This window comes from Propionivibrio dicarboxylicus (assembly GCF_900099695.1).
In the GTDB taxonomy this organism is placed as follows: domain Bacteria; phylum Pseudomonadota; class Gammaproteobacteria; order Burkholderiales; family Rhodocyclaceae; genus Propionivibrio; species Propionivibrio dicarboxylicus.
The window spans coordinates 87,617-108,986 of sequence record NZ_FNCY01000004.1; the positions used below are offsets into that span (position 1 = coordinate 87,617).

Genomic DNA, 21,370 nt, shown 5'->3' on the forward strand with positions numbered 1-21,370 from the left:
TCCGCTCAGCCGAGATCCTCGCCAACGCGCGAGACAAAATCGAGCAGTTGCGACAAGGCTGCGCTGAAGTCGTAGTTCGACACGGCCTCGGCAAAAGGCGGATACGCCGCGCCCATCGCCGCACGCAGCAAGGTCTCGTTCGCGTCGACCAGGCTGCCGCTGGTAAAGTCGTCGCGTTCGAGTCGCCGCACCAGTTGCCGGCAGACCTCCCGCAACTGCACTTCATCGACCTCGGCACCGACCGCCGGCGCCGCGCGCTCCGGCAAGATCGCGCGAATCGCGGCGAGCAAAGCGTCGAGCTTGCCGTCGATGGCCGCCAGTGCCGCCTGCAAGGCCTCGACCGGCCGGCGCTGCCGGATCTCCGCCTCGAAGCGTTCGGCATCGGCGCGGATTTCCGGGGCGCCGATCTGCGCCGACACGCCCTTCAGCGTATGCGCCAGCCGCTCCGCCAGCGCCCAGTCCGCCTGCGCCAGCGCGGCTTCCATCTGCTCGGCGAAGCGCGTCTGCCCGGCGACGAAGCGCGCCAGCAGCGATTCGTAGAGATCGCGCCGACCCATGGCATGGCGCAAGCCCGCCTCGAAATCGATGCCCTTGATCGGCGACGACGCCGCGGCCGGCGCGGCCACGACCACCGGCGCTTGCGGCGCTGCCGACACTTCCACCGGCGCCGCCTGGCCGAGCCGGCGCGTCCAGCGACGCACCTTGTCGAGCAGGTCGTCCGGATCGATCGGCTTGGCGATGTGGTCGTTCATGCCGGATTCGAGACAGCGTTCGCGATCGCCGGACATCGCATTGGCCGTCATCGCCACGATCGGCAGCTCGGCGCATTGCGGCAACTGCCGGATGCGGCGGGTCGCCTCGTAGCCGTCCATCACCGGCATCTGCACGTCCATGAAGACGATGTCATAGGGCTCCGGTCCGGCCAGCGCCGCTTCGAGCTGGGCGCAGGCGACCGCGCCGTTCTCGGCGATATCGACGACGAAGCCGATGCTGGCAAGCAGTTCGTAGGCGACTTCCTGGTTGAGATCGTTGTCCTCGACGACCAGCGCGCGAATGCCGGCGAACTCGCTCGCCCCCGGATCGTCGTCAGGCTGCGGCGCGCTCCGTTCCTCAAGCCGAGGGGCGCCCAGCACGCGCATGACGGCGTCAAAAATCAGCGAGGGCGTCACCGGTTTGATCAGCACGTCCTCGATCCCGACTTCGGCCGACAGTTTCATCACCTCGTCGCGCCCGTAGGCGGTCACCATCACCAGATGCGGCTGTGTGACCGAATTCAGTTCGCGGATCTTCCGCGCCGTCGCGACGCCATCCATCTCCGGCATCTGCCAGTCGAGGAAGACGATCTCGTAGGGATGCCCCTCGGCCGAGGCGCGCAAAATCTCGGCCGCCGCCTCGCGCCCCGAGTCCACCGCCACGGCCACGAAGGTCATGCTTTGCAGCATCTCAACGGCGACGTTGCGGGCATGGGCGTTGTCGTCGACGACGAGAACATGCCGGTTGCGTAGATCCGGCTCGGGCAGCAAGATCCGCGCTTTGCCGGTGCCGACCGGCAAGCGGATCTCGAACCAGAACGACGAGCCGCGCCCGAGATCGCTGTCGACACCGACGCGACCGCCCATCAATTCGGCCAGCTGCCGGCAGATCGCCAGCCCGAGGCCGGTGCCGCCGTACTTGCGCGTCGTCGAGGTATCGCCCTGCTCGAAGCTCTTGAAGAGACGACCGCGCTGCTCCTCGTTCAGGCCGATGCCGGTATCGGTTACCGAGAAATTCAACAGCACCGCGTCGGACGAGCGTTCGAGCACCGTTGCGCGCACGGCAATCTCGCCGTGTTCGGTGAACTTGAGGGCGTTGTTGGCATAGTTGATCAGGATCTGGCCGATGCGCAGCGGATCGCCGACGAGGTTGCGCGGGATGTCGTCATCGACGTCGATGATGAATTCGAGTCCCTGCATCGCCGCTTTTTCCGAGAGCAGGCTGGCGACATTCTCGAAGACGCGGTCGAGATCGAATTCGATCTTCTCGACGACCATCTTGCCGGCCTCGATCTTCGACAGGTCGAGGATGTCGTTGATGATGCCGAGCAGGTGCTGGCTCGAAATCTGGATCTTGCGCAGGTAGTCGCGCTGCGGCGACGTCAGTTCGGTCTTCATCGCCAGGTGCGCCATACCGATGATGGCGTTCATCGGCGTGCGGATTTCGTGACTCATGTTGGCGAGGAAGTCGGAGCGCATCTGCGCCGCCGCTTCGGCCAGCGCCCGCGCGTTCTTCATTTCCTCCATGGCGGCACGTTCGACGCTGATGTCCTCGAAGATGCCGAGCGCACAACTCTCCGGGTCGTGCGGATCGAGCAGGCGACTGGTAATGCGCACCCAGACCGGCGAACCGTCCTTGCGCACCATCTGCTGTTCGCGGGTGTGCGTCTCGCCGTGCGCCATCTGGTCGTAGACGCTGCCGCCGCCAAGCGCATAGGAGGCCTCGTCGGGGAACCACAGACGCGTCGGCCGCCCGTCGAATTCGCCCGGACCGTAGCCGAAGATTTCCTCCTGCCGGCGGTTGCAGCGCAGGATGATGCGCGCGCGCGTGGTCAGCACGATGCCGACCGTGGCCGAATCGAAGATCGCGCGCAGTTCTTCGTGCGCCATCCGCAAGGCCTCGGCCGCCTCGCGTTCGGCGGTGATGTCCTCGAAAATGACGACGAGGCCCTTGCCCGAATCGCCGATATCGATCGCGCGGCTCGAGACGCGGCACCAGATCGGCGTGCCGTCCTTGCGGATCAGCGGCATCTCGCGGATGTCAATGCGTCCCTGCGCGACGATCGGATAGATCTCGTCGCCGACACGCTCGTAGGCGCCGCTGTCGGCATACCAGATCCGCGTCGAACGGCCGATCTGTTCGCCATCGTCATAGCCAAAGATCTCGTCCATGCGGCGATTGCAGCGGACGATGGTGCGATCGATCAGCAGCACGATGCCGGTACTGGCCGCTTCGAACAAGGCGTTCTGCTCGCGCAGCGCGGCATGCAGTTCGCCGGTGCGCGTCTCGACCAGCGCCTCGAGGTGCTCGCGATGACGCTCGAGTTCATCGCTCATGCGCTTCTTCTCGGTGATGTCTTCCTTGATCGCCAGAAAGTGCGTGATCCGCCCGTCTTCCTGGCGAACCGGGGCGATATTGGCGAATTCGACGTATTCGCTGCCGTCCTTGCGCAGGTTGATGAGTTCGCCGCGCCAGGGTCGCCCGTTCGACAAGGATTCCCACATCGACTCGTAGGTGGCCGATGGCGTATGCCCCGACTTGAGCACGCGCGGATTCAGGCCGCAGGCCTCTTCACGGCTGTAGCCCGTGTTGCGGACAAAGGCTTCGTTCACATATTCGATACGCGCGTCGAGGTCGGTGATGACGATGCTCTCGGGGCTTTGCTCGACCGCCAGGAAGAGCTTGCGCAACTGGTCCTCCTGGCGCTTGGCGGCGGTGATGTCTTCCTTCACCGCGACATAGTTGGTGATCTTGCCGTCGGCCTGGCGCAAGGGGATCACGTGCGCCGATTCGACGAATTCCTTGCCGTCGCGGGTGTGGTTGATGAACTCGCCCTTCCACGGCTCGCCGCGCAGCAGCGCCGCCCACATGTCGCGATAGACGCTGTCGGGCGTCTTGCCCGACTTGAGGATGCGCGGCGTCTGGCCGACCACCTCCTCGCGGGTGTAACCGGTGATGCGCGTGAAGGCCGGATTGACATATTCGATCCGGCTATCGAGATCGGAGATGACAACGGGATTGGGACTCTGTTCGACGACGAGCGAGAGCTTGCGCAACTCTGCCTGCGCGCGCTTTTCCTCGGAGATGTCGCGCCAGATGGCGAGGAAGTAGTCGCGATCGTGCTGCATCAGGAGGCGAACGGTCACGCGCACGTCGATCAGGCTGCCGTCCTTGCGTCGATGATGCGTTTCGAACGTCGACATCCCGGTCGCGATGATCTGTTGCTGGACGGCGGCCAGCTCATCGGGCGCCAGAACGACCTGAATGTCGCTGACCGTTTGCGCCAGGTGTTCCTCGCGCGTGTAACCGAGCATCCGGCAACTCGCCTCGTTGGCGTCGAGGAAGCGCAGCGTCGTCGGATCGGTCAGCTCGATCGCGTCGGGCGCCTGGTCGATCACCGCCTGCGTCAAGGCGTGATTATCCCGCATCGCCTGTTGCAGGCGCATGTTGCGGATGCCATACGCGAGATCGTCAACCAGCGATTCGAGCAGCGCGACTTCCTCGCGGTCGAAGGCGTCGTGTTCGGCAGCGCACAGATTGAAGACGCCGAAGCAGGCGCCGGCCTCGTCGCGCAGGGGCAGCGCGATGACCGCACGATAGCCGCGCTGCCGCGCCGCGTCGCGCCATGGCGCAAACATCGGATCGATGTCAGTGTCCTGAACGATGACGGTACGCGACTCGCGCAGGGCGACCCGCGCCGGTTCGAGGCCGAAAATCCTGCCGTCGCCGAACAACGCTGCCGTCTCGCTCCGATCGCTGCCGGCGCCATACGCGACGACCGAGTGCAGCGTCGTTCCAGCGCCTTGCGGCACTTTTTCCAACGCCTCTTCCGGCGTTTCGTCCGGCAGCAGTCCGAACCAGGCCATCGGATAGCCGCCGGCATCGACCGAGAGCCGGCAGAAATCGTCGATCAACTGGGGTTCCGACTGGGCATGGATCAGCGTCTGGCTGCACCGGTTGGCCGTACTCAAGGCGCGGTGCGCCTTGGTCAGCGCCTGTTGCGTCTGGCGGCGCTCCAACACGCTGGCCAGACGGTTGGCCAGCGTCTCGAAGAGCGCCCGCTCCTCGTCGAGGAAAGCTGCACCGGCATCGGCCGGCAGCGGGCCGACATAGGTAATGGCAATCTGGTCGCGGCTGTCCGGCATCGCCCCGATCGGCACCGCCAAACGCTCGCCGTTGGGCAGCGCGCCGTAGCGCACGCCGTGGAAATCGACGCAGCCGATGGCGATCTCCGGATAGCGCATCGCCGCCGGCAGCCGCCGCGCCACCTCCTCGAGCACTTCGTCGAGCGGAGCGTGCGTGTCCTCGGTCAGGCGCGTCACATCGTAGAGACAGGTGATCTCCTTGATGCGTTCGCCAAGATCGTATTCGGCCTGGCGACGGACCAGCATCGTCTCGCGAAACACCAGCACCGCCGCCGCCAGTCCCTGCAACATGCTGCTCTTCTGCGCCGCCATGCGCTCGACGCCGGGCAGCGTCTGCGGATCGACCTCGCCGCGGCTGAGTCCGTCGAGCGCCGCACCGACCGTCATCAGGCGCGTCGACAAACGGTGGATCAGCAGGAACCAGACGGCCATCAACGCGACGATCAAGATCCCGCTGATGAGCATATTCTGGACGGCGTGGGCATGAAAGGCCTGCTCGCGCGCTTCGTTGCGCGCCAGCGAGCGGTCGGTAACGCCGCGGACGATATCGCGCGTATGTTCCGACAGGTAGAGATAGCGGTTGGCCGCCAGATAGGCGGAATGCAGGGCGGATCGCGGCTCGACGACCGCCAGATCGGTCGCTTCGAGGATGAAGCGCTTGTAGGCGGCGAAATCTTCCTTCGCCTTCAGGTAGTTCTGTTCGTCCTCGAACTGCCGCAGGCCCTCGAAGGCCTGCTCGAGCTCGGGCAGGCGCTTGATCAGCGCCGTACGTTGCCGATAGGCGTTGGCCGCATCGATCCGGCCGGCAGAAACCGCGTCGAGCAGTTCCGTCACCTGGTGCTGGGTCGCCGCGACGTTCTGGTTGAACGCCGTCACCGTGTTGATCCGTTCGAGATCCTGCATGCTCTGCGCGCCGACGGCCAGATGATCCTCATGCAGACGGTCGAAGGACAGCAGGTTGAAGGCGCCGGTCAACAGCGCGATGAGCACCGCCGGCAGGAAGAAGACCTTCAGGTAAGGCAGCAGTTTGAGTTTTTCCGGTTTCATGGGCTCACTCGACAATCCGGCTCAACGCGGCGACGCCGGCGACAACGCGCGCGACAGCGCCGGCCACGACGCGGGCATGATGCTGGCGATATAGTCAAAGCCGTCCTTCCCGCCCTTTGGACGGAAGATGACGAGCGTCGCTTCGCGCGGGAAATAGCCGATCACATCCATCAGGTTGGGCGCCTGCGCGATCAGCATCCGGTTGCCGCCGGGCAACACCGGCAGCGAGAGCAGCAGGCGCGTGTTGGCGATGATCGGCAGCTTGTCGGCCTCGGTCAGATAGGGCGTATGCAGGAGCTTCGGATCGACCGCAAACACCTGCCCGGGAAAGGCCAGCGCTGCCGTTTCCCTCGCCTGGCAGAGCGGGCCGACCCGCATGTCCTCGATCGGAATCCGGGCCAGGCGCATCGCCTCGCCCAGTTGCGTGGCGATCCGTCGCCCTTCCGGCGACACGACGCGCTGGGTGCTGCAGTCATTGACGTCAAAGGCCTGCGACGCGACGTTAGGGCCGCGCTCGGTCGGCGCGTTGACGAGAAACAGGACGAAGCCGCCCCCACGCAATTCGGCGATGAGCGCCGCGTCGGCCGGCCGTTCGTCGAAACGTGCCGCCGCGACCGGCGGCGTCGATACAGCGTGCGATGGCGCCTCCGGCGCCGCGAATGCCGACGCCGGCAGCCACAGCAAGGCCGGGGCGACAAGCCACAGACGCCCGCCAGACTGGCCTGCCACAGGCCGCCGGCACCTCATCACGCCGGCACCGAGGCGGGATCGGCAAAGCGTTCGGCGATCGTGGCAAACGCATCCCGGCATGCCAGAAAGGCATCGACGACATCCGGATCGAAGTGGCGCGCCCTTCCCTCGACGATGATCCGCGTCGTCTCTTCAAGCGACATCGCCGCCTTATACACGCGATGGCTCATCAGCGCGTCGAATACGTCGGCCAGCGCCATCAGGCGGCCGGACACCGGAATATCGTCGCCGCTCTTCGCAGCCGGATAGCCGCTGCCATCCCACTTTTCGTGATGGCTCAGCGAAATCTCGGCGGCCAGGTAAAGAAAATCGAAGGCGCCGACATGCTGCTGCGCCACCGACACATCGACCGCCGCGCGCGACTGGTCGATCGCCTTGTCGATGGCCGCCGCGCCGATCTCCGGATGCGTCTGCATCACCTTGAATTCTTCCGGCGTCAGGCGACCGGGCTTGAGCAGGATCGAATCGGGTATGCCGACCTTGCCGATGTCGTGGAGCGGCGCCGCCTTGACGATCATCGCCAGGCGATTGCCCTCGAGCGCGGCGCGGAAACGCCGATGCTCGGCGAGATGGCGCGCCAGGATATCGACATAGGCCTGGGTGCGCACGATGTGCAGGCCGGTTTCGTTGTCGCGCGCCTCGGCCAGGCAGGCCAGCGCATGGATGTTTAGTTCCTGGATCAGCAGATTCTCGCTCATCCGCCGCGCGATCTCGCTTTCGAGCCAGTCGTTCTGCTGCGACAGGCGGTCGCGGGCGGCCTTGAGCTCAAGCTGAGTGCGCACACGGGCCAGGACGATCGGCGGACTGAAAGGCTTGGTGATGTAATCGACGGCGCCGAGATCGAGGCCATGCCGCTCATCCTCGGCCGAAGACATCGCGGTGATGAAAATGACCGGAATGTCACAGGTATCGACATCGGCACCCAGGCGGCGACAAACTTCGTGGCCGTCCATTTCCGGCATCATCACGTCGAGCAGGATGAGATCGGGACGCGGCTCGCCATGGGCCGCCCGCAGCGCCCGCTCGCCGGAATTGGCGACGCGCACCTGGTACTGCTCGCGCAACAACTCGCCGAGAACCGTCAGGTTCTGGGGCGTATCGTCCACGATCAAGATGGTCTGCTTCTGCAGCATTTCCCTCTCCGCACGCCGCCAGCGACCGGCCGAGTCTGCCGTCATGAGTATGAAGACATCATTGTACGACAATCGATTGATTCGAAACGCCGGGAATAGCGGTTTTGCCGTATTTAAGGCAGTTGCCTTATTTAACCAAGAGCCTATTTCGGTAGGGATCGTGGGCCGCGCCGTTTCGTTGCGGGATGTAGCGCAAGGCGTGGGCGATGAAGTGGAGTTATTCTCCACGAATCGGCCACAACGTAGCGATACGCCCGCAACGAAACGGCCCTCCGGGTTGCCGATACGGGCGGCGTCTGCGGCGTTGCTCAGCTTGCGCATGGAACAACCATGCGCTGCGCCTTGCGCCTTGCATCCTTCCGCCCGTATCGACAACGCGACCCGCGAGCCCTACCGAAATAGGCTCTAAGATAATATGATAGACACTATGCTTTTGCCAGACGATTGCATGATCGGACTTCTCACCGGGCATTTCACATGAATGAAAACGACATCGATCGCGCCAACGGCAAGAAGGCGCACACCATCCTGATCATCGACGACGAGCCTATTTTCCTCGAAGCCCTGGGCGAGCTGCTGAATCCGTATTACCACGTGCGCGCCGCCAACTCGGGCCAGAAGGCCCTGCAGGCGCTGGCCACCGAACCGACCCCCGACCTCGTGCTGCTCGACGTGCTCATGCCCGACATCGACGGCTTCGAAGTCCTCAAGCAACTCAAGGAAAACGACACCACCGTCGATATCCCGGTGCTCTTCATCACCGCGCTGCACGACGAGGATACCGAGCAGCGCGGCCTCGAAATGGGCGCCGCCGACTACATCCACAAGCCGCTGAAAGGCCTGATCGTGCTGTCGCGGATTCGCGCCCAGCTCGAAGCCCGCGCGGCACGCGAAATGCTGCGCAAGAACAACCTGCTGCTCAAGAACCAGGTCAGCCAGGACGCGCAGGCCATCGAACAGGTCCAGCGGCAACTGCTCCAGGCCGAGAAGATGTCGGCGATGGGCCAGCTCGCTGCCGGCATTGCCCATGAAATCAACAATCCGGTCGGCTATATCGGCTCGAACCTGAATACCCTTGAAGCATATCTGAAAGACATTTTCTCGCTGGTCGACGCGTATGAGAACGGCGTCGGCACGGCGAATTTCTCGGAAGCCAAGGCACAGCGAGAAGCGATCGACTACAGCTTCCTGCAGCAGGACACGATAACGCTGTTATCCGAATCGAAAGCCGGCGTCGAACGCGTGCGCAAGATCGTTTCCGATCTCCGCGACTTCTCGCGCATCAGCGACAGCGACTGGGAATGGAGCGACCTGCATCGCGGTCTCGAATCGACGCTGAACATCGTCCGGAACGAACTCAAATACCATTGCACGGTCGTCAAGCACTATGGCGAACTGCCGCTGGTCCGTTGCCTGTCGTCGCAGATCAACCAGGTGTTCATCAACCTGCTGGTCAATGCCTCGCAGGCGATCGAAGGCACGGGCACGATCACGATCACGACGGAAGCCTGCGGTGCCGACCAGGTGCGCGTCATGATCGCCGATACCGGCAAGGGCATTGCACCGGAGTCGATCGACAAGGTCTTCGAGCCATTTTTCACGACCAAACCGGTCGGCAAGGGCACCGGGCTCGGACTGTCGCTCTCGAAGGGGATCGTCGAACGGCATCGCGGCACCCTCACGGTCGTCAGCGAACCCGGCAAGGGCGCGACCTTCTCGATGACGCTGCCGGTCGACGCCAGCCCGCAGGGCCGCAACCGCAGCTGATGCTTCGCCGCCGGACGCCCGTCCGGCGCGCCTCTCAGGCCGACGCGTCCGGCGGCTCCTGACCGGCGCCGCGCCAGCGTTCGAGCACGGCGGACAGCACGCTGAGCGAAATCGGCTTGGCGATGTAATCGTTCATGCCGATCGCCAGGCACTTCTCGCGCTCGCCCTTGACGACGTTTGCCGTCATCGCCACGATCGGCACCCGGCAGCCCATCGCCCGCAGCTTTTCGGTCGCGGCATAACCGTCCATGACCGGCATCTGGCAATCCATGAGAATGACAGCGTAATTGCCGGCGGCAATGGCCTCAAGCGCTTCCTGTCCGTTGTTCGCGATGCTGATATCGGAATAGCCAAGCTTGCGCAGGAGCCCGCGGGCGACCAGTTGATTGACCGCATTGTCCTCGACCAGCAGGATCGGGCAGGACGGCCGGCCCTCCGCCGCCGCGTCGCGTGGCGAGGAGACGACGACGATCTCCGGCGGCGCCGCCGGCCGCACCGGCACGACAAGCCAGAAGGTCGCGCCGGCCCGCTCGCCCGACTGGACGCCGACCTGCCCGCCCATCAGATCGGCAAGCTGCCGGCTGATGGCGAGGCCCAGGCCGGTGCCGCCAAATTGCCGGGCCATCGAGGAATCGGCCTGCGTGAAGGCGACGAAGAGCTTCTGCTGCACTTCGTCGCTGATGCCGATGCCCGTGTCGCTGACGGCAAAGCGCAAGCGGAACTCGGCCGGATCGTCGGTTTCGACCGAGACGCTCAGGGAGACCTCGCCCTCGACGGTGAACTTGAGCGCGTTACCGAGGAAATTGTTGAGAATCTGGCGCAAGCGGGTCGGATCGGCATTGATCCAGCGCGGCACCTCCGGCGCGATCGTCTGGCGGAAGGCCAGGCTTTTTTCGGCAGCCCGGATCGAATACAACTGCTCCAGTTCGTGGACCAGGTGATAGACGTTGAAATCGATCGATTCGAGTTCGAGCTTGCCGGCCTCGATCTTGGAAAAATCGAGGATGTCATTGATGATCGACAACAGCGATTGGGCACTGCTCGCGATGATTTCAGCATAATGCCGCTGGCGCGGCGAGAGGTCGCCGTCGAGCATCAGGCCGACCGTGCCGATGACACCGTTCATCGGCGTCCTGATCTCATGCGACATGGTCGCGAGAAACTGGTTCTTGACGAGGTTGGCGTGCTCGGCCGTCTCCCGCGCCACGGTCAGCTGGGTCACCCGTTCGGCGACGGCATGCGACATCGCATTGAAGGCCGCCCCGAGACGCCCGACGTCGTCGTCGCCCTCGGGCATCGTCGGCGGCGTCAGATTGCCGGCGGCGACCTCGATGCTGGCCGCCGTCAGCAGGGACAGTTGCCGCGTCATGAGCCGCCCGATCAGCGCCAGCAGGCAGGCTGACAAGAGCAGTTCGCCGAGGGCGATCAGCATGCCCTGCGACAACAGGCTGTTGCGCGCTTCGATGATCTGGCGCAGATCGAGTCCGAAATGCAGCGTGCCGAGCGTCTGACCGGCCAGCATGATCGGACGCTGGACGTCGAATTGCGGCGGATTCTCGTCCTCGTCGAGAACGAACTGCGCGTCGGGACGCGGCAATTGGCCGTTCTTCGGCAAGCCGACGCTCGCCACCTTGTTGCCGTCGGCATCGATGACAGCGAGATAGTTGATGCTCCGGGTCGCCAGGCTCTCGTCGAGAATCGCCTGGATCGTCGCATAGTCGGATTGTGCCAGCGGCGCGACCAGCGCCGCCTGCAGGACCGGCACGATCAGCTCGGCGTTGCGTTGCGCCTGCTCGCCCATGTTGTCGCGCAGCAACCTCAGGCTGTTGCTGACCAGGAAGAACAGCATCACGGCTTCGACGAACAACGCCAGCAGCAGGAGCTTGCCGCGGATCGTCCGCAAGGGTCCGTGCATCATGGCCGCCCCCGGCTCATCCGGTCATTTCTCCTGACGCAAGGTCTTGCGTACTTCGTTGGCATACGGCTCCATGGCCACCAGTTCGCGCGGTTCGAGCTTGCGATAACCTTCGAGGCTGTATTTCTCGAAATACTCGGCGGCCTCCGGCGTTGCCGCAAAACTCCACAGCGCCGCGACGATCTTGTCCTTGAGTTCGGCATGACGCTTGTTGAGCATATACACCCGGCCCGCCAGCGGCAGGCTCTCGGCCAGGATGCGCAGGCGATCGCGGACCTCGGGCTTGAGGTTCTGATAGTTGGCGAGCGAGGTCATGCCGGCGCTGCCCTCGCCGTTGAGCACCAGCTGCACCGCGCTATCGGAGGCGCTGACATAACGCATCTGCACATTGGGGATGGCGTTGCGAAACAGCCAGTGCTGGCCCCAGATCGTCACCAGCGACGACGGCGACAGACCGATGACGGTACTGTTGGCGAGGTCGGCGGGCTTCTGCAGGCGGCTCTTCTGCTCGACCAGCACGACCGCCTTGAAATCGGCCTTGTAGGTCAGCAGCGACAGATAGCCTGCATCGCTTTCGAACAGGCGCGCCTGATGTCCGGTGGTGATGGCGAGATCGAATTCGTTCTGGAGGCCGCGCTTCGCGAATTCGGTGAAATCGGCCGCCGTCACGATCGACACCGGCCGCCCGAGCGTCCGCTCGAGATAGGCGCGCAACGGCTGATACATCTGCAGGATGACGCGGGCGCTGGTATGCGGCGCCACGCCGATCCTGAAGGATGTCGCTCCCTGCGGCGTCGCCGCAGTTGGCGCGGCGACGCAGAGGCCGCAGGTCAGCACCAGCACGATCAAGATAAGCAGTCTTCGTCCCATAATTTCTCCGGAATATTCTGTCCCCGCCACGCGCCGATGCATTGCGACTATCGGCCGCCTACACCCTCCGTCGTCGGGGGTCTGGCCAGTTCGACGAGATCGATGACCGACTCGATTTCCAGCTTTGTCATGATACGTGAACGATGAATCTCGACCGTGCGAAAACTGATGCCGAGCACACGACCGATTTCCTTGTTGGACAAGCCCTGCACCACCAGATCGAGCACCTGACGCTCGCGCCCGGTCAGCTTCTGCAGTTTCTGCAAGCGATTCTGCTCCCGCGCCCGCGATTTCCTGCTCTTCGCATCGACCGCCAGCGCCTGCCTCACCGCCTGCAGCAGCGGCCCCGCCGCCACCGGCTTTTCGAGAAAAGTGACGGCGCCCGAGCGCAGCGCATCGACCGCCATCGGGATGGTGCCGTGGCCGGTAAGAAAAATCACCGGCAAGCCGATGCTGCGGGCATTCAGATCCGCCTGCAACTCGATGCCGGAACGATCGGGAAGCTCGACGTCGAGCAGGATGCAGCCCGGCTGCCGATCGTCGACTTCGGCCAAAAAATCCGCCGAAGACGCAAATGCCCTGACTGTCAGCCCCTCGCGGACAAGCAGCCCTTCCAGTTGCCGACGAATGATTTTGTCATCATCAACGACCCATGCCACGGCCGCGTCGCCAGGCGCGACGGTATCGCTCGCCGGCGCCGACGGTCCAACCGCCGGCGCCGGGTCACATTGAGGCGAGCTCTCCCTGAGCATCGTGCGTTTCATTGGCATGCAACCAAGATACATGACCAGACCGAAGATAGTCCGCCTGCATGTGCTTCGTCAATGCTTACGCGAGCGGTTCGGCCGATTCCCGCACCGAAGCGTCGGCAGCGCGAGACAGCACCGCTGGCGCAGTGGCGGGGAAAGGACGTCACGGAACGCTACGCGACGCGGACGTCGACGAAGCCGGTCTTCCCCGGATGGGCGCCATAGGCCGAGTCGACCCACTCGTACGCCTCGTCGAGGCTAGCGAAGATCCCGGCATTGCGACGCATCAACGGCGAACCGGCATACAAGCGGGCAATCGCCTTGACGCGCGCGTCGGCGGCGACGATGGCGATCCTCAATTCCGGATTGATGTCGATGGCCTGATGGTCATGCGCCGCGAGCATGAGCACCTCGAAATCGGTGATGACAAATTCATCGACGTCGAGAAAATCGCAAACGCAATAGTCGATGCGGCCGAGGGCGAGCGGATGATTTCGCAAACGCCGACTGGCCTCCTCGATCTCGCCGGCATGAATACGGCCATAGAACTTCGTATAGATGCCGTTTGATTCGAACTCGCTTTGATATGGCATTCAAATACCTGCTTTCCGCCCGACGCGGAGACACTGCCCGGATCCACTTTTGATATACGTGCGAACAAGTATCCGCCGCCTATCCGTGCAAATCCATACGCGTTCGCACTTATGCTTGCCGGCTTGGCGCCGGCATTCGGGCAGAGAAAGCGCCAGGGCGGCGCGGCAATGGCGCTTACGGCGCGCAGCCCGCCGACCCGCCCGCGGCGGCGGCGGGACTGAGCCCGCGACCGCTGTTGATGGCGATCGCCGGCGGTATCGTCACCTGGATACCCTGGTTCGGCGGCATGATCACCGGCGGCTGAGCCGGGCCTCCGACAAAACCGAACTGACCGGCATTCAGCTGCTGCGTCCCGGCGCCGTTGGTGACGACGATCGCACCTTGCGCGACATCGACGTGCAAGCCGTTGGGCGGCGGCGCGCCGGTGACGGTAGGAATCCCGCCGCAATCGTTCTGGCAGAACAAGGCGCCCAGATTGGTCCCGCGTATCCCGATCGTCGCCACGGCGGTCGAGTAGTTCACCTTGTCGCGCGAACGCTTGCCGACGAGACCGGTCACCGCCCGCATGCCGCCCTTGAGCAGGCTGACGGCGACATTGTCCTTGTCCGCATCGTCAGGGGCGAATCCGTATTTCTCGACCTTGAACTGGGTATTCGGTCGCAACACAACCTCGCCGCCATCGACGAATTTGATGCGCGCATAGGTATCGTCCTCGGTCTTGAGCAGGTCACCCTCGCGGATTTCCGACTTCACCGAGAGCATCTTGGCCGCACCGTCGGCGCGCTGCACCGAAAACACCCCGGACAGGTGCGTCACCGTGCCGATCACGACCTCCTGCGCGCCGGCGACGGAAGCCAGACAGCAGGCGGCCAGGAAAAAGAATCGCCGGACGCTAACGAATGACGCACTGGCCATAACCGGTCTTGCCTTTGGCATTTTTCTGATCTCCGCTGCGCGATGAGCCGCTCGATGAGCCGCTCGACGACTGCCCTGATTCGGACGAACTCGAACCTGAACTGGAACTTGAACCCGAACTCGAACCGCTACTGTCGCTGGTCGAACTGCTCGAGGACGATCCCGACGACGAAGCGCTGCTGGCAACGGTCGTCGTACTCGAACTGCTGCTGCCGCTATCGGACGACGTCGATCCGAAACTGTTGGACGTCTCGCCGCCGACGACGCCGCCGGCCAGCGTCTGGGTCGGCTGGGTGGTCGTCGCCGTTGTCGTCGTGGTCTGCGCGGTCGTTGCGGTGTAGGAAACCGCGGCGACCACCGACGAGGTCGAGGATGCTCCCGTCTTGCTTTCGGTCGTGCTGAGCGTCGTTACCGTCTGCGTTTGCGTCGTCTGCACGGTGGTCGTCACCGAAGGCTCGGTAATGCTTGGCGTCGCAGCCGCCAGCACCGAAGAGCATCCCGGCAATCCCGCATCCGCCTGGCACTGGCTCAGTGTCGCCGTCGTCATCGAATTGATATTGCCCGTCGCCACGACGTTCGATCCGCTCGGCACCTGGGTGCCAGTGATGCCGTTACCGGCACGCAGCTTGATTGCGCCCGAGGTCGTCACGGGTCCGTCGATCGTCAGCACGTCGGTCGTCGCCGTGCTGCCGGTGGCGCCGGCGACCAGGGTGATCGAATTATTGCCGGTGCTCGTCACGCTGCCGACCGATGCGATCGTCAGCGGACTTTTCGCCGTGATCGAGATGTCGCCGGTGGCGCGTATGCCGCCGGTCGTCAAGGCCCCGGTATTGGCGAGGTACAGACTGCCGGCACCGCCTTCGGCCGACAGAAGCGATACCTGCGTCCACAACGGCCTCGTCGCGCTGCCGATGCCGCCATCGGCGGTCGCGTAGAGACGATTGGCGACGACATCGGCGGAACTTCCTTCATCGGTGATTGCCGCACCGGTACCGACCGCTTCGATAAAGACGAGGCCATCGGTCGAGGTCTTGTTGGTGGCAACCGGCGCCGCCAGCGCGATGCTGCCCTGGTTCGCGAGCGTGATGTTCCCCTGATTCGTCTTGATGCCTGCCGTGAACGACGTGACCGGATAGCCGGCCCTGCCGATCGACAGATATTTCGTTGTCGTATTGGTGAGGCTGTCGGTATAGGTGTAACAGTCGACGTCGTAGTTCGAACACAGCGTCGACAAAGGCAGCACGGTGAGTTTGCCCGTCGCGTCATACGCCTGGTTGCGGAAAGCGACGGACCCGGTCGCCGTCTGCATCGTCACGTTCTTGACCTGATTGAGCGTGTTATCGAGGGCGATGCCGCTCGCAGCAAGCGCGACCAGATACGGCGAGGTGATTTTCGCCGATTCCGACTGGCTGATGGCGCCGTTACTCGATGCCAGCACGAGGGCATGCGGCGTCGTGATCGGATAGGCAACATTGAAACCACCGGTGGAAACGAGCGCCATGCTCGCCTGAGTACCCGTCAGGTCAAGTGCGCTCCCCTGCACGAACTGCCCGCCCAGATAAGCGCTCCCGATCGAAAGATAGGTATTGTCCGTGGCAAGCTGCCGCAGTTCGGCTTCGGTCACGCTCAGCGCGGTCGTCACCTTGCTCCCACCCACCTGGATGTTTCTCGAAGGACTCATCGGCGACAGGTCAACCGAACCGCCGGTGCCGGTCAAGATCCGACCGCTGCCGAAATTGATCGTATCGGCCACAATCGAGATCGATGGAGACTCGCTGCCGTTTCCGGGAGCCTGGATAGTGGCTGCCGTGTTCTGGACAGTGCCGGCATAGAGACGCACTTCGTCCGGCGCCGCCACCTTGGTAACCCCCGAGCCAATGGTGATCGATCCGAGCGGACCGGCATACAGTTCCAACCCGCTGCTCAACCCGCCGCTCGCCAGCGCGCTGTCGTTGCTCTTCGTCAAGTCGAGGTCGCCGACAACGTTGATCGCCCCGCCGTACGAAGCAGACTCGCTGACGTAGTAGTAACTGCCGATGCTCAGATAGTCGGCGCGGATTCTGCGCAATTCGGCTTCGGTCAGGCTCAGCACACCGCTGTTGCCATTCTTGCTTGAGCCGCCGAGTTCGACGGTCTGGCTCGAGTAGCTCGGATAAATCGACACCGAACCACCGACACCGGCATCGACGCCATAGAGCGCGCCATTGGTCGGCGCATTGAGGTTGATCTTGTCGGCGTTGATGGAGATCCAGGAATATTCGTTCGAAGAATCCCCTGAACTGACCGCCCTGATTACCGAGTTATTGGTGAAGGTTCCGGTACTGATCGAGATGTTTCTCGGCGCGGAAACGATGCCGTTGACCGTCACCGACCCCTGCGAACCGGTGGAAATCCGAAGTCCCGGATAGTACATGTACTGCGAGCTGACCAGCCCGCCGGTCGTCAGATCGAGATCGCCGACCACCGTGACGGCGCCGCCGCCGCTCCAGTTGTAGTAGTAGTAATTGCCAAGGTTCCAGTAATAGGAACCGTTGCCAATCCAATAATTGGTGCCGACATTCAGATAATTGGCCCGCACACGCTGCAACTCGGCCTGCGTGAGACTGAGCACGCCCGCCGCTGCGTTCTTGGTATTCCCGCCAATTTCGATTTGGGCGTCGGCCGTATAAGGCGCGAGCGCCACCGCTCCGTTACTGCCGGCGTCGAGACTGTAGGTCGCCCCGGCTGGCGCGTTGAGGTTGATCTTGCCGGCGCTGATACCGATCGTGTTCAGGATGGAACCGCTCGAACTGCTCGTCGCCGTGCTGCGAATGACCGAGTTGTTCGTGAACGTCCCGGCGTTGGCAAAAAAGCCGTTCGGCACCGAAACGACCCCATTGACCGTCACCGTACCACCGACCGTGCTCGAATACGCTGAATACAAGGCGAGTTGCGAGCTCAGGCCACCGGTCGTCAGGTCAAGGTCGCCGACCACCGTGATGTCCGGCGGGGTGGCATTGGCGTAGCTGCCAATGGTCAGCGAATTCGCCCGGATGCGCTGCAACTCGGCCTGCGTGAGACTCTGCACGGTTGCCGAAGCGTTCTTGCTGCTTCCGCCGAGTTCAATGGTCTGCGCCGTGGTTCGCGGCGAAATGTTAACGTTTCCGGCACTACCCGCATCTAGGCTGTAAGTCGCGCTCGTCGGCGCGTTGAGCTCGACCTTGTCGGCCATGACATTGATATTGCCACTCGCCGTCACCGTCGAATTGTTGGTCAGGGCACCGGCGTTCAGGGACACCATGGAGGCGCTTGCAAGCGGACGATCGATGGTCAGGCCATTCGCGCCGGTATCGATCGAAAGCGAACCGCTCACGTTCAAACCGTTGATCGTCCCACCGCCGTCCGTCGGCGTGTAGCTGCCGATCCTCATTGCCTTGGCGTTCGAGAAGGACGCCGAGCCGCTGGTCACTGCCCCCGCGAGCGTGTCGACCGACAGATACGGCAGGGTGACATAGCCCGCCGATTCGATCAGGAGATTCGCCACACCGATCGTGTTCGAGCCATATGACGATTGATAGATACCGCCGGAACCGGCGTTGAGACGGAGACGCGCGGCCGAATTGCTGGCCGAGATCGCCGCGTAGAGGTTGATCGAACTGGCGGCGTCGAGCCAGAGTTCGCTTGCCTTGGTCCAGCTGACCGGACTGCTGACGTTGATACTGCCGTAACCATCACCGACGACGCTGCCATAGGCCGACGTGTTGTTGTACAGATGCACATTCGTGCCCGACGTCCCGGCATCGAGCGCCGAACCCAGGGCGCTGGCGCCGCTCGAATTGATCGTCAGACTATCGGGATCGAGCAACCACGACCCGGCCTGTCCGCGAGTGGCCGAGGCATCGACTCGCGCCCCGGAAAAATCGAGCGTCCGGCTCGAGGTCTCGACAAAGCCGCCATCGCCGGATTCGCTGCCGCCACGCGCGGAAATGCTGCCGTTCATGCGCGTCGCCTCGTCCGACCAGACGACGACCTTGCCGCCGTTGCCCTGCGTCAGCGCATCGGCCTTGAGCACGACATCGCCGCCAACCGTCGTGGTCAGGGCATTCTGAACATCGCTCCCCTTGCCCTGCGTGTCGCCGCCGACGCGAATCGTCCCGCCGCCCTGCGCGCCGCTGACGTCGACGCGCGCCTGATCCGCCAGGACAACGGCATTACCAAGGATATCGACCTGCCCGCCGGTGACGCCGGTGGCCTCGACGCTGCCGTTGCCGGCAACGGCGACGTCCTGCGTCGCCTTGAGGAAGATGCGCCCGCCGGCCTGCGTCACGCTGCTTGCCGAAATCCGGCCACTGTTCCTGACGACGGCGCCGACGACGCCGATGCGTCCGGATTCCGCCAGCAACTGACCGAGGTTGAGCGCCTGCTCCTTGTCGGCGGTGATCTCGACGCGCACGCCGGGCGTTGCCGTATCGACGAGTTGCACGGTCTGACCGGCCGCCAGCAGGGTTTCGCCGTTCGGCGTTTTGATGATGCCGTGGTTCTCGACCTGGGTGCCGACAAGATAGACGGCACCGCCCGAGGGCGTCGTGATCGTGCCGTAATTACTGACGGCACCGGCACCCGGTGTCGCCGTGAAATTGAGTTTTCCGGCGGCAAAATCGCTGTTCGAAAGATTGAGCGTCGAGGCGACGAAACCGGCCGTATCGACGACCGCACCGGCGCCGACGAGAATGCCGGCCGGATTGATCAGGAAGACGCGACCGTTGGACTGCAGCGTCCCGAGCAGGACCGACGGATCGGCGGCGACGACGCGGTTCAGCACCGAACTCGCCGCCGACGGCTGGACGAAACGCGTCGTTTCGTTGGCGCCGATCGAGAATCCCTGCCAGTTGATGACGGCGCCGGTACTGTTCGTCACCGTCAGCACATTGCCTTGCGTCGCGAAGGCGGCGCTCCCCGACACCACCACCGGACCGACCGGATTGGCCAACGACAGGCTGGCGCTGAAACAACCAGCGACGGCCAAGGCGATCGCCCGTGGAGCGAAAACCGATTTGCTATGCCGCTTCTTCATGATATCCCGCCTCTCCGATCCCCGGGGAACCGCCCCGACCGGATCGCAATCCCTAGAAACCGATGACCATGCCGACATGGCCGCGCCACGAACCTTCCAGCGCCGTGTCCTTCGGCCCGCTGTCGGTGACGCGGGCCAGATCGCCACGCAAGGCCAGCTTTTGCCCCATCGAATAACGGAAGCCGACGCCGGCGCTGCTGATATGCGCGGCCGAATAAACGCCCGGCGCGAACTGGTTGAAGCTGCCCGCCGCGTGATCGTAGAAGCCGAGCAGGCGCAGATTGCCGCCGAGCTTGGCCGAGGCCGCGAGATCGGGGCTGTAAAGCTCGACCGTCCCGTAGTAGCCACGATCGGCGGTCACGGCCCGCTCGTTGAAGCCGCGCACCGCCGTCGATCCGGCCATGCCGAACTGCTCGCCGGCGACCAGTGCGTCCTGCGTGTACTGGCCGGCCGCCAGCACACGGAACTGCCAGTCGCGAGCAAAACTCTGCGTGTGCGACAGATTGCCGCGGAAGACCGTGTAGCCTGCCTTGGCATTGGTCCGGTTGAGCGTGAAATCCTCCTGCCGGGCATTCTTCCCGCCGGGCAGGTTGGTCGCCGCCGAAAGACTGAACAGGCTCGTCCGGCCCGGATGATCGAACTGCCCGGTATAGGTGACGCTGACCGGCCGCAGCGTGATGTCGGCGCCACCGGAGCCGCACACCGCCTGCCCGTTCAAGGTGCAGGAATTGTCGAACTCACGCTGGTCGATACCGAAGACGAAGCGATGCGAATATTCACCGCGCCGCGGCAGGATGTGGTTGTAGCGCAGGCCGTAGACCATCCCCTTGCCGGAGAACTGCAGCGGTCCGGCCACCGTCGTCGCCGTTGCCGCGGCAACGTCGGATTTACCGACGATCACGTCCATGCTGTCGCCAAGGGCATAGATCGGCAGCCGGTAACTGGCGCCGAACACCTTGGTGCGATCGGGATGTTCGAGCGAGGTCGTGTAGGACAAGGTCCCGACCTGGTCGCGGTCGAAGAGATTGGCATGCTGCAGGACGAAGCCGCTGCGATCGCGACCGGTGGACAGGTTGCCGGTGTTGTCGCTCGTCAGGAAGCCCGACCACGGCTTCTGGTCCTTGACGTCGATCCGCAGATCGAGTTCGTCGTCCTGTTCGCCCTGCGCCAGCACGACATCGACCTTCTTGGCCGGATTCTCGTTGGCGAGCTGTACCTGTTCGGAAAGAATGCGGGCGTTCGGCGTCGTATCGAGCGCCAGGCTCGGCAGACTGCCCAGGATATTGGCCTCGTCGAAATGCGCGTTGCCATTCACCGCGATGGTCCGGATCTTCGCTTCGACCACGTCGAGACGAACAACCCCCTGCGTGATCTCCTGCTCGGGAACGGTCACCTGGACCGCGCCGAAACCCCGCTCGCGATAGGCCGCCTCAACCGCTTCCAGCGCCTTCTGGACGTCGCCATAAACCTTGCCAGGCCCGGTGTAAGGCGCGATCCGCCGGGCGATGTCGTCGGCGGACAGCAGGCTATTGCCGACGATCTCGAAGCGATCGATGGAAAACTTCGCCGTTTCCTGCGCCGACAGCGGCAACGCGGCTACCAGAAAAAAACCGCATGTCACGCCCGTCCGCCAGGCCCCTGCCTTGCCCATATCGCCACCCTGATCCGCTCGAGAAAAG

Annotated in this window: 11 protein-coding genes; 1 reads left to right on the forward strand and 10 read right to left on the reverse strand. The window is 63.8% G+C overall.

Annotated features, from left to right (window positions below):
* Positions 1–5: 5 nt before the first annotated feature.
* From BLR25_RS06745 to BLR25_RS06755, 3 genes are read right to left on the reverse strand one after another with little or no spacing between them, the layout of a single operon-like run.
* Positions 6–5,945, reverse strand: coding sequence for a PAS domain S-box protein (locus BLR25_RS06745; RefSeq protein ID WP_091935765.1), 5,940 nt, complete (start codon positions 5,943–5,945; stop codon positions 6–8).
* 21 nt (positions 5,946–5,966) lie between these two features.
* Entirely contained in the window at positions 5,967–6,674 is a 708-nt protein-coding gene (locus BLR25_RS06750; RefSeq protein ID WP_143009790.1) for a histidine phosphatase family protein, read from the reverse strand.
* Positions 6,675–6,691: 17 nt separating this feature from the next.
* The gene (locus tag BLR25_RS06755; protein ID WP_091936070.1) at positions 6,692–7,828 is read right to left on the reverse strand and encodes a response regulator; all 1,137 of its coding nucleotides are present in this window, start codon (positions 7,826–7,828) and stop codon (positions 6,692–6,694) included.
* 477 nt (positions 7,829–8,305) lie between these two features.
* On the opposite strand from BLR25_RS06755, the gene BLR25_RS06760 reads away from it, so the two are divergent.
* Positions 8,306–9,595, forward strand: coding sequence for an ATP-binding protein (locus BLR25_RS06760; RefSeq protein ID WP_091935771.1), 1,290 nt, complete (start codon positions 8,306–8,308; stop codon positions 9,593–9,595).
* Between the two features lie 34 nt (positions 9,596–9,629).
* Here the strand turns inward: BLR25_RS06760 and BLR25_RS06765 are convergent, their stop codons facing one another.
* The 7 genes from BLR25_RS06765 to BLR25_RS06795 form a co-directional block, all read right to left on the reverse strand.
* A complete protein-coding gene (locus BLR25_RS06765) occupies positions 9,630–11,513 on the reverse strand; it encodes an ATP-binding protein (RefSeq protein WP_091935775.1) in 1,884 nt (627 codons plus the stop codon).
* Positions 11,514–11,534: 21 nt separating this feature from the next.
* Positions 11,535–12,380 carry a phosphate/phosphite/phosphonate ABC transporter substrate-binding protein gene (locus BLR25_RS06770; RefSeq protein ID WP_176785778.1) on the reverse strand — a complete coding sequence of 282 codons (846 nt, stop codon included), beginning with the start codon at positions 12,378–12,380 and terminating at the stop codon, positions 11,535–11,537.
* Between the two features lie 47 nt (positions 12,381–12,427).
* A complete protein-coding gene (locus BLR25_RS06775; protein WP_176785779.1) occupies positions 12,428–13,144 on the reverse strand; it encodes a response regulator transcription factor in 717 nt (238 codons plus the stop codon).
* 158 nt (positions 13,145–13,302) lie between these two features.
* Entirely contained in the window at positions 13,303–13,722 is a 420-nt protein-coding gene (locus BLR25_RS06780; RefSeq protein WP_091935783.1) for a hypothetical protein, read from the reverse strand.
* A 175-nt stretch (positions 13,723–13,897) separates the two neighbouring features.
* Complete coding sequence (locus BLR25_RS06785) at positions 13,898–14,659, reverse strand: FecR family protein (protein WP_091935787.1); 762 nt, start codon at positions 14,657–14,659, stop codon at positions 13,898–13,900.
* Positions 14,616–19,691, reverse strand: coding sequence for a beta strand repeat-containing protein (locus tag BLR25_RS06790; protein WP_176785780.1), 5,076 nt, complete (start codon positions 19,689–19,691; stop codon positions 14,616–14,618). Before BLR25_RS06790 ends, BLR25_RS06785 begins: the two co-directional genes overlap by 44 nt.
* 52 nt (positions 19,692–19,743) lie before the next feature.
* Positions 19,744–21,342, reverse strand: a complete 1,599-nt coding sequence (locus BLR25_RS06795) for a ShlB/FhaC/HecB family hemolysin secretion/activation protein (protein ID WP_091935794.1) — start codon at positions 21,340–21,342, stop codon at positions 19,744–19,746.
* Positions 21,343–21,370 lie beyond the last annotated feature (28 nt).